Here is a 14168-nt window from a genome sequence, read left to right as displayed (position 1 = left end):
ATTTGCTGGCTCGTTATCGGTTCGCTATCGATGTGGCGCACGCCATTGTCGAATTTACGCATGACGAAGGCCACAAATTTTGGCTCGCATTGAATGTAATTGCTAGCGTGCCTGCCCATGGTTGTTTTAGCAACGTTGATGTCGCTCATCAATCAGGTCTCCGGGACGCCCTATATTCCGGGTGGAGATTCTCCCGCCGGGACCGATTGCTCTGGGCTCGCTTCTTGGGTCGCCAACGCGGCGACCGATAGGCCGGTCTTCGGGAGCAGGTTCAACACCGGCAACGAGGAATCCGCCCTGTTGCAGCGCGGCTTCCAGTACGGGACCGCCCCCAACGCGTTGGTGATCGGCTGGAACGGCGGTCACACCGCCGTGACACTGCCGGACGGCACGCCCGTGTCCAGCGGTGAACGCGGTGGCGTGCGCATCGGTGGTGCGGGGGCCTACCAGGCCGGATTCACGCACCACATGTTCCTGCCGATGCCGGACGGCGACGTCGCGCTGGCGCCGCCGCCCGACGCGCCGCCGCCCCCGCCGGACGCTCCGCCGCCGCCCCCGGAGGCGCCGGCCCCGCCCGCGGTTCTGGTCGACGCGACGGCGCCCGCGCCGCCGGCCCCGGACGCGCCGCCGCCCGCGGATCCCGCAATTCCCAATCCATAAAGAATTGGATTCGCGCCGGTCTCATTATCCGAATAGGAGCCCATTCCCCGCGTTTGTGAACCGGTCGCGATAATCGTCAGATGTGTGACGTGCGTCACTTGATTGCGCGCAAATGGCGGGAGATTAGCCATTAGCAGAAATTCGTCTAGGCGTCAAAGTGGACGCCCAGGCGAATTTTGCTGGAGAACCGCTGACGGCCGGTAGGCGCGCGGCACGTATCCTGCGGCCATGATCTTCATCGTCGTCAAGTTCGAGACCAAGCCCGAGTGGACCGACCGCTGGTCGGAACTGGTCGCCCCGTTCACCGCGGCCACCCGTGCCGAGGCCGGCAACCTGTGGTTCGAGTGGTCGCGCAGCCTGGACAACCCGGCGGAGTACGTCCTCGTGGAGGCGTTCCGGGACGGTGGCGCGGGGGACGTTCACGTCAACAGCGATCACTTCAAGCGCGCGATGCAGGAGCTCCCGCAGGCGCTGACGTCCACGCCCAAAATCATCAGCCAGACCATCGACGTGACGGGGTGGTCCGAGCTGGGCGAAATGACGGTCGATTAGCCGACGGTGACCGCGATTTCGCTGCCGAGCTGATACCCCGGGGCCAGCGGGAGCGTGTCACCGCTCCAAAACGAGCCCGGGTCAAACCAATTCGCGTCCTTGTCCGTGACGAGCAGACCCATCTCCTCGTAGGTGATCGCCACCGTCTCCGCGCAGTACGCCGTCTCCAGGCTCATTTTGCGCTCCTGCCTGCGACGTTGCGTCTGTTCGCGAACCTTTTTGTCCACCAAGGGGATTCCGCGCACCCAATCGTTGATTGTCGGGAGCCGGCCGCGGAACCACCGGCCGGTCAGCCGGGCGGTGGTGGGAAACGCGGTGCCATCCATCCGTGCGATCGTCTGCAGCAGCCGGTTCTCCTGTTCGCGGGTGGCGTAGGGCGTCAACTGACGCAGCCAGCACCGCTGTTGGTAGCGATCGGTCCACTGCAACACGGCCTGGCGCAGGTCGTTGAGCTGTACCCCACGGTGGTTGGTTCCGGTCCAGAAGTCGACCAGTTTGTCGCCCAATTCGGCGTGCCAGATCAACGGGGGCAGGTCGTCGATCGCCACCGTCATGCCGACGTGATTCACCGGAGCATTCGTCAACGTCTGGATCGCCCGGTCGGGTCGTGAGCGGCCGCGGAACAGCCAGAGGTCGCCGGTGCGGGTCTCGTCCAGCGCCTGGTCCAGTGTCAGCATGTAAGTCCGCTCGTCGCTTCGGGTTTCACCATTGCAGTCATTATGGGCCCGGGAGGACTTCGCGGGCGGCCTTGCGTGGTAATAGCCTGTCAGGTATGCGCAGGGTTTGGAAGTGGATCGGGCTTGCCGGCGCCGCCGGCGTCGTCGCCGGGGGAGTGCTGGTGGCCCGCGACCAACGCAGGCGACGCGCTTACACACCTGACGAGATCCGCGCGCGGCTGCACGAGCGGCTGGCCGAATCGGACGCGGCGAGCTTTCACTCCAAGGCGGGATCGGCCTCGGGTTCGACGGAGAACAACCGGTAGCTGCCCGAAAAGCCTTTCAACTCGACCTCGCGCCCCTTGTCGAATCGGATGCCGTCACAGTCGCGCAGGGCGTCTCGCACCGGTTCGCTGACCAGGATCTGCCCACCGACGGCCTGTGCGGCGACCCGTGCCGCCATCGCGACGTTGCGCCCGAACAGGTCGTCGCCGCGGCGCACCGACCGGCCCATGTGGATGCCGATCCGGACCCGAATCTCCTGGTGCCGCTTGCGTTTTGCGTCTTGGTGCAGCGCCTGCTGGACGTCCATGCCGCAGCGCACGGCCTCCTCGGCGCGCGAGAAGGCGATCATGTAGCCGTCGCCCTGGCTCTTGACCACGTGACCGGAGCGTTGCCGCACGAGTCCCGAAACGAGCTTGTCGTGCGAGCTGATCAGCCTGACCCAGGCGCGGTCGCCGATGCGCTCGTTGAGCGCGGTGGACTCCTCGATGTCGGAGAACAGGATCACCACCCGGCCGTCGGGGGTGACCCGGGCCAGGTCGGGCCGCTCGACCTCGGCCCAGTCAGCGAGGTCCTCGATCGAGCTGCGCACGGCGGCGCCGAAGCCCTCCTTGCGCATCACGTTGGCGGCGTTCCACACCCGTTTGACGGCCTCGCGGCCGCCCGACAGCAGCTGATTGCGGGCGTCGGTCCGCTGTCGTAACTCTTCGAGTTCGCGGCGGCCGCGCACCAGCAGCGTCGAGAGCACGGCGATGGCGCCGGCTTCGATCGCGGCCACCCCGGCCAGGACGTAGACCGCGACATGCAGCATGTCACCCACGCTTGGCATCCTGCCAAAGGCCGGGATTCATTCGGGTTGTCGGGCCCATAGGCAATGTTTAGGGTTGAGCACGGGTCGCCGCGGGTAGCGAATCTCAAGGGAGGTGCGCGTCTTGGCCGACGGTGAGACTAACTCGTCGAATCTTTTGGTGATCTTCGGCATTACCGGTGATCTGGCCCGCAAGATGACCTACCGTGCGCTGTACCGGCTCGAGTCGCGGGGCCTGCTCAAGTACCCGATCGTCGGTGTGGCCAGTGACGACATGCCCCTCGAGAAACTGGTCGAGCGGGCGCGGCAGGCGATCGGCGACTCCGGCGAGAAACTCGACGACGCGGTGTTCGACCGGTTCGCGGCCCGGCTGTCCTACCTGCACGGCGACGTCACCGATCCGGGTCTCTACCAGCAGCTCGCCGAGCGGATCGGCAAGGACCGCCGCCCGCTGTACTACCTGGAGATGCCGCCGTCGTTGTTCGCGCCGATCGTCGAAAACCTGGCGAAGGTCGACCTGCTGGAGTGCGCGCGCGTCGCGGTCGAGAAGCCGTTCGGCCACGACCTGGCCTCCGCGCGCGATCTGAACGCCCGGCTACGCGCGGTGCTCGACGAGGACCAAATCCTGCGCGTGGACCACTTTTTGGGCAAACAGCCCGTCGAGGAGCTGCAGTACCTGCGCTTCGCGAACAACGGCCTGGCCAAGGTGTGGGACCGCGACAGCATCTCCGAAATCCACATCACCATGGCCGAGGACTTCGGGATCGAGGACCGCGGCAAATTCTACGACGCCGTGGGCACCCTGCGCGACGTCGTGCAGAACCACCTGCTGCAGGTGCTCGCGCTCGTCGCGATGGAGCCCCCGGTCGGCCCCAGCGACGACGACCTGAACGACAAGAAGGCCGAGGTGTTCCGGGCGATGCCGGCGCTGGATCCACAGCGGTGCGTGCGCGGCCAGTACCGCGGCTATACCGACGTGGCCGGGGTGGCGAAGGATTCGCAGACCGAGACCTACATCGCGCTGCGGACCGAGATCGACAACTGGCGCTGGGCCGGGGTGCCGATCTTCCTGCGCGCCGGCAAGGCCCTGCCCGAGAGGGTCACCGAGGTGCGGATGTTCCTGCACCACGTCCCCGGGTTTTCCTTCCTGCCCAACCGGCGGCCGCCCGAGCCCAACCAGATCGTGCTGCGCATCGACCCCGACCCCGGGCTGCGCCTGCAGCTGTCCGCCCAGGCGGGAAACTCCTGGCACGACGTTCACCTCGACTCGTCGTTCGCCGAGGATCTCGGCGAAGCGGTGCGGCCCTACGAACGGCTCCTCTACGCCGCCTTCACCGGCGATCGCCAGCTCTTCGCCCGCGAGGACGCCATCGAGGAGACGTGGCGGATCGTGCAGCCGGTGCTGGACAGGCCGGGCCGCATCCACCATTACGACCCCGGCTCCTGGGGACCCGAGGCCGCACAATCGCTGCTGCACGGTCACCGCAGCTGGCAGGAACCATGGCTACCCCACCGCACGCAGGCAACCAACTAAGGAGACGGGACAAATGCAGCTAGGGATGATCGGCCTGGGCCGCATGGGCGCGAACATCGTTCGGCGCGTGGCCAAGGGCGGCCACGAATGCGTGGTGTACGACCACAGCCCCGAAGCGGTGCAGGCGATGGCCGGCGAGGACAACACCACCGGGGTGTCCTCGCTGGCGGAGCTGGCCGAAAAGCTCAGCGCCCCGCGGGTGGTCTGGGTGATGGTGCCGGCCGGGACGATCACCACGGGGGTGATCGAGGAGCTGGCCAAGACGCTGGACTCCGGCGACATTGTGATCGACGGCGGCAACTCGTACTACCGCGACGACATCCGCCACGCGAAGACGTTGGGCGAGAAGGGTATTCGCTTGCTCGACTGCGGCACCAGCGGCGGGGTGTGGGGCCGCGAGCGCGGCTACTGCCTGATGATCGGCGGCGACGACGACGCGTTCGAGCTTGCCGAGCCGATCTTCGCCACCGTCGCACCCGGGGTGGACGCGGCACCGCGCACACCCGGCCGCGACGGCGCGATCGCCCAGGCGGAAAAGGGCTACCTGCACTGCGGCCCGTCCGGGGCGGGGCACTTCGTCAAGATGGTGCACAACGGCATCGAGTACGGGATGATGGCCTCACTCGCCGAGGGGCTGAACATCCTGCGCAACGCCGACATCGGCAAGCAGATACAGCAGGGGGACGCCGAAACCGCGCCGCTGTCGAATCCCGAGTTCTACCAATACGATTTCGACATCCCGGACGTCGCCGAGGTATGGCGCCGGGGCAGCGTCATCGGCTCGTGGCTGCTGGACCTGACCGCGATCGCGTTGCACGAATCCCCGGAGCTGAAGGAGTTCTCCGGGCGGGTCTCGGACTCCGGCGAGGGCCGGTGGACCGCCATCGCGGCGATCGACGAGGGGGTGCCGTCGCCGGTGTTGACGACCGCCCTGCAGTCCCGCTTCGCCAGCCGCCAGCTCGACGACTTCGCCAACAAGGCGCTATCGGCGATGCGCAAGCAGTTCGGCGGCCACGCGGAAAAGCCCGCTAACTAGCCCTCTCGACGAAGGCGACGACGGCTTCGCTGAACGCGTCGTTGTCATCGCCGGCCGCGGTGTGTCCCGCGTTGGACAGTTCGACAAACTCGGCGCGGGGCACTTGGGTGAGGAAGTGCTGGACGCCCTCGGGGCTGACGACGTCGGACAGCTTGCCGCGGATCAACAGGACGGGGATCGACAGGTTGGTCGCGGCGTGCTCGAACTTCTCGGTGCGCAGTTCGGGGTCGTCGCCGGGCTTGGTCATGAACGCCGGATCCCAGTGCCAGTACCAGCGCCCGTCGCGCAGGCGCAGGTTCTTCTTCAGCCCTTCGGGGCTGCGCGGCTTCTCGCGGTAGGGCAGGTAGGCGGCGACGGCGTCGGCGGCCTGCTCGAGCGACTCGAACCCGTCGAGGCCGCTGAACATGAAGTCGCGGATGCGGGCGCTGCCGCCCTTCTCGAACCGGGGCACCACGTCGACGAGCACCAGCTTGGTCACCCGGTCGGGGCCGGCCCGGTCGGCGGCGAGGATGCCGGTCAGCCCGCCCATGCTCGCCCCGATGATCACGACGGGCCGGCCGATGGCGTCCAGCACGTGCATCACGTCGGCCGCCAGCGTCTCCACGTCGTAGTCGGCGTCCGGCGCGCGGTCGCTGTCACCGTGGCCCCGGGAATCCAGCGCCACGACGTGAAACCCGTCGTCGGCCAGGATCTGGCCGGTGTTCTTCCAGGAAAACCGGTTCTGGCCGCCACCGTGCAACATCAGGATCGTGGGCCGGTCGGCTGCCGAGCCGCGGTTCCATTCGTCGGCGACCAGGGTGATCCCCTGGTGGCCGGTGAACTCGACCGTCTGATAACTGCTGCTCACGGCGCTCATGGGCGTCCTCTTTCGTAGATCGCCCCTCGACGTTACCTAGGCAATCTATTCAGTCGGGCGCTGGGCCCCCGGTGGCAACATTCTTTTGCGGGGGCCGGTGAGTTCTGGTCGCCGCTTCGGTCTACCCGTGGGACATCCCAACGACAAATGCAAGGAGACGGCCATGCCATCGATCACGCCCTCGCTGTGGTTCGACAACAACCTGGAGGAGGCGGCGGAGTTTTACACCTCGGTGTTCCCCAACTCGCGAATCGAGGGCTTCAACCGGACGACAGAAGCCGGGCCCGGGGAGCCGGGAACGGTCCTGTCGGGCAGTTTCGTGCTGGACGGCACCCGGTTCATCGGCATCAACGGCGGGCCCCACTTCACGTTCAGCGAGGCGGTGTCCTTCACGATCCACTGCAAGGACCAGGACGAGGTCGACTACTACTGGGAGCGGTTGACCGACGGCGGCGAGGAATCGCAGTGCGGCTGGTGTAAGGACCGGTTCGGCCTGAGCTGGCAGATCGTCCCCGACCGGCTCTACGAATTGATCGGCGACCCGGATCGGGCGCGCGCGGCGGCCGCCACCGCCGCGATGTACGGCATGCGCAAGATCATCATCGCCGACCTGGAGCGGGCGGTGGCCGGGGAGCCCGCCCGGTAGGCCGGTCGGTCCCGCCCCGCCGGACGCGCAGGCGTTAGGTTGGTCGGTGCGGACGCGCGCCGACCAGGGGAGTGGACATGGCTGACGAAACCTTGCGAGCCTGCGGTGGGTAAACCGGGCTGGATCGACGTGCCCGGTCCGGCCGGCGACCTGAAGGCCCTCACCTGGGGGCCGCCGGATGCCCCGATCGCGTTGTGCCTGCACGGCTTCCCCGACACCCCCTACGGCTGGCGCAACTTCGCCCCGCGGCTGGCCGAGGCGGGCTGGCGCGTGATCGCGCCGTTCATGCGGGGGTACGCGCCCTCGTCAATCCCGACCGACGGCGATTTTCACGTCGGCGCGCTGATGGACGACGCCCTGCGGGTGCGCTCGGCCGCGGGCGGCACCGAGCACGATGTCGTGATCGGCCACGACTGGGGGGCCATGGCCGCGACCGGCCTCGCCGCAATGCCCGACAGCCCGTTCGCCAAGGCGGTGATCATGTCGGTCCCGGTCACGGCGGGCTTCCGTCGCCGGGGCGGCGTGGCCGAGCGGGCGCGGCTCATCGGCCACCTACCGCCGCAGCTGCTGCGCAGCTGGTACATCCTCTACTTTCAATTGCCTTGGCTGCCCGAGCGTTCCGCGTCTTGGGTGCTGCCACTGTTGTGGCGGCGGTGGTCGCCGGGCTACCACGCCGATGAGGACCTGCGCCACGTCGACGCCGCAATCGGCACGCCGGAGAGCTGGCGGGCGGCGCTGGGACCGTACCGTGCCACCATCCGCGCGCCGCGGCCGCCGGAGCGGTATGCCGAGCTGAACCGGCTGTGGACCGAGGCGCCGCTGCTGCCCTGTCTCTACCTGCATGGCCGCGAAGACGGTTGCATGACATCGGCTTTCACCCGGTGGACGGAAAAGGCGCTGCCCGCGGGCAGCGAGGCCGCCATCGTCGACCACGCGGGGCATTTCCTGCAGCTCGAACAGCCGGACAAGGTCGCCAACCTGGTGCTCACGTTCATCGGCTCGCCCGGCTGAGGCCATGGCCTGATGGTGTCCGGGCGGCGGATGGCGGCCGTCGATGCGCAGTTCTACTGGATGTCGGCCAAGGTTCCCAACGACGAGTTCCTGCTGTACGCGTTCGACGGCGAACCCGCGGATCTCGCGGGCGCGGTCGAGCGGGTGTGCCGGCGGGCACGCGAGTGCCCCGGCCTGACGGTTCGGATCCAGGAGCGCGGCCGGCTGGCCTATCCGCGGTGGGTGCCGGCGGTGGTCGATCCGGAATCGGTGGTCCGTCACGACCCGGCCGTCCGGGATTGGAGCGAATGCCTGACGGCCGTGGCCGGCCTCGCGGCGGACCAGCTGGACGCGCGCCGGATGCCGTGGCGGCTGCACCTGTTCACCCCGGTGCGGGGCGTTCCGGGGGTGCGCGGAGCGGGCACCGTCGCGGTCCTGCAGATCGCGCACGCGCTGGCCGACGGCGCGCGCGCTGCGGCGCTGGCGGCCTGGCTGTTCGGCCGCGGCGCGCCGGCGCCGGAGGTAGCAAGGCCGGTGGCGGGGTTTTTGCCCTGGCGGGCCGTCGATGCGGCGCGCGCCCATCGGCGGCTGATTCGCGATACCCGGGCCGGGTTGCTGGCGCCGGCGCTCGGGCCCCGTCCGCTGCAGGCCACCAACGCCCGTCCGGGCGCCGCGCGATCGGCGCGCACGCTGGTCCGGCGGCGCTCGCAATTGCGCGGCCCCACGGTCACCGTCGGGGCGCTGGCCGCGGTGTCCACCGCGCTGTCCACGCTGCTCGGCGAGGGGACGGATTCGCTGGCCGCCGAAGTACCGATGGCCAAACCGGCTGTGGCACAGGCGCATAACCACTTCGGTAACGTGGTCGTCGGGCTCTACCCGAAGCTTGGCGTCGATGCCCGGGTCGAGCGGATCGCCGCCGACCTGGCCAACGGCCGGCGCCGCTTCGAACATCCGGCCACCCGTGCGGCCGACCGCGCGTTCGCCGCGGTGCCCGCCGCGCTACTGCGGTGGGGCGTAGCGCAGTTCGACGCCGACATCCGTCCGACCCAGGTGGCCGGCAACACCGTGGTGTCGAGCGTCAACCGCGGCGCCGCCGACCTGACCTTGGGTGGCGCCCGGGTGGTACTCACGGCCGGGTACCCGGCGCTGTCGCCGGCGATGGGCCTGACTCATGGCGTGCACGGCATCGGCGACACAGTGGCGATCAGCGTGCACGCCGCCGAGTCCGCCATCCCGGATATCGACGAATATGTCCGGCTGCTGGATGCCGTGCTGTGAGGTGGATCAGCAGGGCGGGGGATCGGCATCCCATTCGGTCAATGTCCAGCCGTCGGATGGACTTCCCGTCACCACGACCCGGCCAAGGTTGGGCAGCGGCTTGCTGGTCAGCAATGAGTCGTCGGGATTCCGGACGTTCATCAGGACCCAGAGCATGATGGCCGCGCCGTGCGAGAATGCGACCGGATTCTGTTGGCCGCTGTCATAGATGAGTTGGACGGCGTCGTCGAATCGCGCGTCGAATTCGTTGCCGTCCAAGGAGCCCGGAATGCGGGCGCCTCGGTCACCCCGCAACCATTTCATCGGGGCGGCCAGGTAGGCCCTCGCGTTTGCCTCTGGTTGGCCCTCGTATTCCCCCGCTTCAATCTCGCGCAGACCCGGCAGCACGTTGACGGGATCACCCAGCGCCTGCGCAGTTGCTGCGGCGGTTTCCTGCGTGCGGATCATCGTCGAGGCGTAGACGCCGTCGTAGTGGTTGGAGCTCAACTGACCGGCGGCGAGCGTTGCCTGACACCATCCAACCGGTGTGAGCTCTGGACCGGGAGTGGAGGTGTCGATCAAGCCCGACGCATTGCCCGCCGACTGGGCGTGACGCACCAGCGTCAAAGTGATGGTGTGCGGACCCGCCGCCCGTGCGGAGCCACAACCGGCGACCAACAGCGCTAGGGCAGCAGCGGCTACGAAAACTCTTGCGGTGACGATGACTTGACGGACGCGTCGATGATAGCCGGGGTGGCAAGACAACTGATGTTCTCCCTCGTGGCGACCAGTGCTTGGCGATGATTAGCGGCCCGGGATCGCCCTGCAGGGCGACACGCGAAAGTCTAAATGATGTGGATCAACCTCGTGACCCCGAGAATTCCTCGCCTTGAGCTAGCTTAGTTAGATTAGCTGTATCTCCTGTATCGTTTAAATCCGGCGAACCGAGCGGGGCTGGAAGGAACGTGCGTGGCTGGAAAAGAATCGTTTGTCCTGGCCGGTAACCACGAGCGAGTTCGTCCGATGAAAATGTCGGATCAGGTTGCGGCCCAGATCCGGCGGATGATCGCGCGGGGTGAGCTCGTCGACGGCGACTGGTTGCCGACCGAGGCCGAGCTCATCGAACGGTTCGGCGTTTCCCGGCCAACCCTGCGGGAAGCCTTTCGGCTGCTGGAAGGGGATTCCCTCGTTACGATCCGACGCGGTCCGCCCGGTGGCGCGCGCGTCACCTTGCCCGGCCCGGACGCCGTCGCGGACCTGTTCGGGATGATCCTGATGTTGTCGGGCACGACTATCGGGGACGTCTGGGATGCACGGCTGACAATCGAGCCGCCGGCGGTTCGGAGATTGGCTGAATCGGCGACCAAAGAGGTATTAAAGGATCTCGACGCGGAATTGGACCGAGTCAGGGCCGTCAGCGACGATCCGCGGGAGTTTGGCAAGGCTGGTGTGCGGTACCACGTCAAACTTGTGGAGCTGTCCGGAAACCACACGCTCACAGCGGTCATCGGAATGCTCTCCGAGATTGTCGAACGTGAACTCGCGAAGTCTTTGGCCGAAATAGGACCCGATAGCGACGAGGTTCGCCGCGCCAACCGCCGCGCGCTTCGCAGCTACGAGAAGATTGCCGAGCTCATCCACGCCGGTGACGGCGAGGGCGCCGAACAAGCGTGGCGGGACCACATGAAGAGCGCGCGCCGCTTCGTCGCGAAGACTCAGAAGCAGGATCGCGTCATCGACTTGCTCTACTAACGCCCCTGGCCTCGTTCCGCGTTAGTTCCGGCGAAAACCGCATCGATAGGCCAGCTCGCATGGATCGCTGTTCGTATGCTGCCCGAGGGCCGGAACCTAAGAATATAGAGAATCTACTTCTTTCGTTGACATCGCGGGTGCCGGCGCTTACATTCGCGAGGTAGGAACAACGACGACAGGCGAATCGCGATGCGTGCGACGGTCAACAGCACCTCGAGCGATTTGAGCTCCGCTCGCCCCTCCGGATCGGCAAGGAGCGGTGTGACAGGAGCTCTCGCGGCTAGGAAGGCATTGACAAAGGGCGGCTAGGGCGCGCCTTTGACTTCCGGGTTACGGATCAGGATCAGTCCCGTTCGAGAAGGAGTTTGGATTATGCCGCTTCAGGATTACATGAAGCTGGTGTCGGTGGATGATCATGCGATCGAGCCGGCGGACGTGTGGACATCACGGATGCCTGCGAAGTACGACCGGAATGAGATCCCCCATGTGGAAGAGGTCGAGGTCGATGCCGCGCGGTTGCAGCTAGGTGCGACTGCGCATGGTCGGGTTCAGTCGTGGGTGTACGCGGGAAAGAATTATCCACAGATCGGATTGAACGCGGTGGCGGGCAAGGATCCCCGTACGTGGGACGTCGAGCCGGCACGCTACGACGACATGCGGCCCGGCTGTTATGACCCCGTGGCGCGGCTCAGGGACATGGACGAAGACGGAGTATGGGCTCACCTCTGCTTCCCGAGCTTCGCCCGGTTTGCCGGCACCAGGTTTCTCGAGGGCTCCGATCGCGACATGGCTCTGGACTGCGTTCGTTCCTGGAACGATTGGATGCTCGAGGAGTGGTGCGGCACCGCGCCGGATCGCTATGTGCCACTGTGCATTCTGCCGTTGTGGGATGTCGATCTGTGCGTTACCGAGCTGCATCGGGCGATCGGCTTGGGGGCGCGCGCAATCTGCTTCCCGGAGAACCCGTCGCCGCTGGACTTGCCGTCGTTTCACACCGAGCACTGGGACCCGGTGCTCGCTATCGCGCAGGACAATGGGATGCCGTTGATGCTGCATTTCGGCACGTCGTCGCGCACGCCGTACACCAGTCCCGACGCCCCCACGCCGGTGGTGGTGTCCCAGATGGGCCTGAATTCGATGGGTGCGCTGGCCGACCTGTTGTACTCGCGAACGTTTCATGCTTTCCCGGAGCTGAAGGTGGCGCTGGCAGAAGGCGGAACCGGCTGGCTGCCCTACATGCTCGAGCGAATCGACCAGGTGTGGGAAAAGCACCGCTGGTATGCCCATGTGGACATCGAGACGCGGCCCTCGACGCTGTTTTCCAAGAACGTCTGGGGGTGTTTCATCTTCGACCAGGCCGGCATTGACTTCCGGCACCGCATCGGGGTGGACCGGCTGACCTGGGAATCCGATTACCCGCACTCTGATTCCCGGTGGCCGCACTCGCGGAAGGGCATGGCCGAGATGCTGGCCAACGTCCCGGACGACGAGGCCCACCGCATCGCTGAGCTCAACGCGTGCGAACTCCTGGGATGGCGACCCTGGGCCTCATGACCCGGACCGGCGCCAAGCCGTTGCGGGTCGTTCAGTGGGGTACCGGTAACACCGGTGCCGTTGCGCTGCAGGCAATCCTGAACGCGCCGGGCCTCGACCTTGTCGGGGTGTGGGCGCACAACGCTGATCGTTCGGGAAAGGACGCCGGACACCTGGCGGGAGCGGATCGCGCAATCGGCGGGGCCGTTACCAACGATCGTGAGGCGGTGCTGGCGACCGCGCCCGACTGCGTCAGTTACACGGCCGATGCTCTGGTGTTGCATCTGACCAGCCTGTCGCGAGACATCACCCGGATCCATGTCCAGGAAGCGATGAACGTCGGCAGCTACCGTGGCGGGCGGTGGCGTTCCGGACTCGGCATCCCGCGGGCAAGCAGGACCGGCCCGCGTTGTTCGGTACCGCGATGTACAACATCAACATCCTGCCGGCCCTGATCGCTGCCGAACCGGGAATCCGCACCCCGTTCGAGCTGGCCGTCACCGGATGCCGCAACATCGGCGGCCGCCACCAGGACGACAACTGGACGATTTCACCGCATCTACATGCCGAGCGGGCGGGAGGCTGATTGTCCATTTCGCTTGCCAGGCAACGCCGCGGCGACTTCAATCACCAGGCCGTGCTTTCCGCCGTGGAGATCGACTTCGCGGATATGCTGCCGACGTTTCGATACCACCACCTCGTGCAGGACGGCACCTACCTGTACGGCGGCTTTGCGGATGAGGCGGGGCGCCGATACACGGTATTGCGCAAGGTAAGCGGAGAACTCAGCGCCGGCCTGGTCCTGAACGCCTCGGACGGACAGCGGCTGGCGCCGAGCCGACGCGCGGCGGACACCATGCGGGGCGGCACATTGCGGTACCAGGCCGACGACACCGGATTTCGCATCCGGCCATCGTCGGTCAAGGGCAGCCTGGGTGAGCCGTTCAGCCTGGAAATGACCCGCGACCTGACGGTGTGGGACGAGGGCGACGTCATGCGCGTCGAGGGCCGGCTCATCGGTGATTGCGGACTGCAATGGTACGACCCCTGCCGCGACGGCGGAGACCTCTACGTGTCGCACATCCTGCGCGCGAGCGGCACCCTGCTGGGCCGTCACGTCGAGGGTTTCTTCGCGGTCGACCAGCAGCACCTGCTGCCGGGAACTATCTGGCGGCAGACGCCTTACTTCCGGCGTCTGGAGGTGGCATGGTTCACCATGGGTGTCGAATACGACGACGGCACAATCGAAGTCGGCCAGCTCTGCCACGGCGGCGACGATTGGGGATTTGCCATCATGGCCAACCAGGACGGTCCTTTCAAGCTGACCCGCGACGTGACCGGCAAGCCCGTCTTCGCCGCGGACGAGTTCCCCACCCGGGTCGACTACGTCATCGACGGCGACGACTGGGTTTGGCAGGCGCATCCCGATGGCGTGATGCCCGGGTATGCCGCCGATCCCCATTACCGGCCCGCCGACGGCTGGTGCGCGCGTGCGGGCGAAACCCGTTCCGTCGTTGCGTCCTTCGGTTGGATCGACGCCTTCAACGACGGCCGCGGTTGAACGGCGTGACGTCTACCCGGGTCCCTGACCGTGGCGCAGGAGCAA

The 14168-nt window shown here is 66.9% G+C and carries 17 protein-coding genes; 13 read left to right on the top strand and 4 right to left on the bottom strand.

Going from position 1 to position 14168, the window contains the following annotated elements; all coding sequences use genetic code 11:
* Positions 1 to 117: 117 nt before the first annotated feature.
* A complete protein-coding gene (locus AC5Y5E_RS21825) occupies positions 118 to 660 on the top strand; it encodes a peptidoglycan endopeptidase (protein ID WP_499904924.1) in 543 nt (180 codons plus the stop codon).
* A gap of 228 nt (positions 661 to 888) precedes the next feature.
* Positions 889 to 1212, top strand: coding sequence for a putative quinol monooxygenase (locus tag AC5Y5E_RS21820; protein WP_499904923.1), 324 nt, complete (start codon positions 889 to 891; stop codon positions 1210 to 1212).
* Here the strand turns inward: AC5Y5E_RS21820 and AC5Y5E_RS21815 are convergent.
* On the bottom strand, positions 1209 to 1889 hold the full coding sequence (locus AC5Y5E_RS21815) for a guanylate cyclase (protein ID WP_499904921.1): 681 nt from the start codon (positions 1887 to 1889) through the stop codon (positions 1209 to 1211). The two genes, AC5Y5E_RS21820 and AC5Y5E_RS21815, sit on opposite strands and share 4 nt — an antisense overlap.
* Positions 1890 to 1984: 95 nt before the next feature.
* Between AC5Y5E_RS21815 and AC5Y5E_RS21810 the strand changes: the two genes are divergently transcribed.
* Positions 1985 to 2194: a hypothetical protein gene (locus AC5Y5E_RS21810; RefSeq protein ID WP_499904920.1), complete on the top strand. Its 210-nt coding sequence runs from the start codon at positions 1985 to 1987 to the stop codon at positions 2192 to 2194.
* Here AC5Y5E_RS21810 and AC5Y5E_RS21805 read toward each other — a convergent pair.
* Positions 2146 to 2979 carry an adenylate/guanylate cyclase domain-containing protein gene (locus AC5Y5E_RS21805; protein WP_499904919.1) on the bottom strand — a complete coding sequence of 278 codons (834 nt, stop codon included), beginning with the start codon at positions 2977 to 2979 and terminating at the stop codon, positions 2146 to 2148. The genes AC5Y5E_RS21810 and AC5Y5E_RS21805 overlap by 49 nt on opposite strands.
* A gap of 103 nt (positions 2980 to 3082) precedes the next feature.
* Here AC5Y5E_RS21805 and AC5Y5E_RS21800 point away from each other — a divergent pair, with 103 nt between their 5' ends.
* Positions 3083 to 4492, top strand: coding sequence for a glucose-6-phosphate dehydrogenase (locus tag AC5Y5E_RS21800; protein WP_499904918.1), 1410 nt, complete (start codon positions 3083 to 3085; stop codon positions 4490 to 4492).
* 13 nt (positions 4493 to 4505) lie between these two features.
* Positions 4506 to 5528, top strand: coding sequence for a phosphogluconate dehydrogenase (NAD(+)-dependent, decarboxylating) (gnd, locus tag AC5Y5E_RS21795; protein ID WP_499904916.1), 1023 nt, complete (start codon positions 4506 to 4508; stop codon positions 5526 to 5528).
* On the opposite strand, the gene AC5Y5E_RS21790 is transcribed toward gnd, so the two are convergent.
* The gene (locus tag AC5Y5E_RS21790) at positions 5521 to 6384 is read right to left on the bottom strand and encodes an alpha/beta fold hydrolase (protein ID WP_499904915.1); all 864 of its coding nucleotides are present in this window, start codon (positions 6382 to 6384) and stop codon (positions 5521 to 5523) included. The genes gnd and AC5Y5E_RS21790 overlap by 8 nt on opposite strands.
* Positions 6385 to 6547: 163 nt before the next feature.
* On the opposite strand from AC5Y5E_RS21790, the gene AC5Y5E_RS21785 reads away from it, so the two are divergent.
* The 3 genes from AC5Y5E_RS21785 to AC5Y5E_RS21775 all read left to right on the top strand — a co-directional run bounded on the left by AC5Y5E_RS21785 (position 6548) and on the right by AC5Y5E_RS21775 (position 9298).
* Positions 6548 to 7030, top strand: coding sequence for a VOC family protein (locus AC5Y5E_RS21785; protein WP_499904913.1), 483 nt, complete (start codon positions 6548 to 6550; stop codon positions 7028 to 7030).
* Between the two features lie 105 nt (positions 7031 to 7135).
* Complete coding sequence (locus AC5Y5E_RS21780) at positions 7136 to 8041, top strand: alpha/beta fold hydrolase (RefSeq protein WP_499904912.1); 906 nt, start codon at positions 7136 to 7138, stop codon at positions 8039 to 8041.
* 15 nt (positions 8042 to 8056) lie between these two features.
* Entirely contained in the window at positions 8057 to 9298 is a 1242-nt protein-coding gene (locus tag AC5Y5E_RS21775; RefSeq protein ID WP_499905049.1) for a WS/DGAT domain-containing protein, read from the top strand.
* 6 nt (positions 9299 to 9304) lie between these two features.
* Here the strand turns inward: AC5Y5E_RS21775 and AC5Y5E_RS21770 are convergent, their stop codons facing one another.
* Complete coding sequence (locus AC5Y5E_RS21770) at positions 9305 to 10000, bottom strand: histidine phosphatase family protein (RefSeq protein ID WP_499905048.1); 696 nt, start codon at positions 9998 to 10000, stop codon at positions 9305 to 9307.
* Between the two features lie 300 nt (positions 10001 to 10300).
* Here AC5Y5E_RS21770 and AC5Y5E_RS21765 point away from each other — a divergent pair, with 300 nt between their 5' ends.
* The 5 genes from AC5Y5E_RS21765 (at position 10301) to AC5Y5E_RS21745 (ending at position 14123) form a co-directional block, all read left to right on the top strand.
* The gene (locus AC5Y5E_RS21765) at positions 10301 to 11029 is read left to right on the top strand and encodes a FadR/GntR family transcriptional regulator (RefSeq protein WP_499905047.1); all 729 of its coding nucleotides are present in this window, start codon (positions 10301 to 10303) and stop codon (positions 11027 to 11029) included.
* A gap of 372 nt (positions 11030 to 11401) precedes the next feature.
* Positions 11402 to 12583, top strand: coding sequence for an amidohydrolase family protein (locus AC5Y5E_RS21760; protein WP_499904911.1), 1182 nt, complete (start codon positions 11402 to 11404; stop codon positions 12581 to 12583).
* The gene (locus tag AC5Y5E_RS21755) at positions 12562 to 13017 is read left to right on the top strand and encodes a hypothetical protein (RefSeq protein ID WP_499904909.1); all 456 of its coding nucleotides are present in this window, start codon (positions 12562 to 12564) and stop codon (positions 13015 to 13017) included. The genes AC5Y5E_RS21760 and AC5Y5E_RS21755 overlap by 22 nt, the downstream gene beginning before the upstream one ends.
* The gene (locus tag AC5Y5E_RS21750) at positions 12924 to 13148 is read left to right on the top strand and encodes a hypothetical protein (protein ID WP_499905057.1); all 225 of its coding nucleotides are present in this window, start codon (positions 12924 to 12926) and stop codon (positions 13146 to 13148) included. The genes AC5Y5E_RS21755 and AC5Y5E_RS21750 overlap by 94 nt, the downstream gene beginning before the upstream one ends.
* Entirely contained in the window at positions 13149 to 14123 is a 975-nt protein-coding gene (locus tag AC5Y5E_RS21745; RefSeq protein WP_499904908.1) for a hypothetical protein, read from the top strand. It abuts the gene before it with no gap.
* Positions 14124 to 14168: the final 45 nt, after the last annotated feature.

This window comes from Mycobacterium sp. NGS54 (genome assembly GCF_059812465.1).
This window is presented reverse-complemented; position numbering and strand designations above follow the sequence as displayed.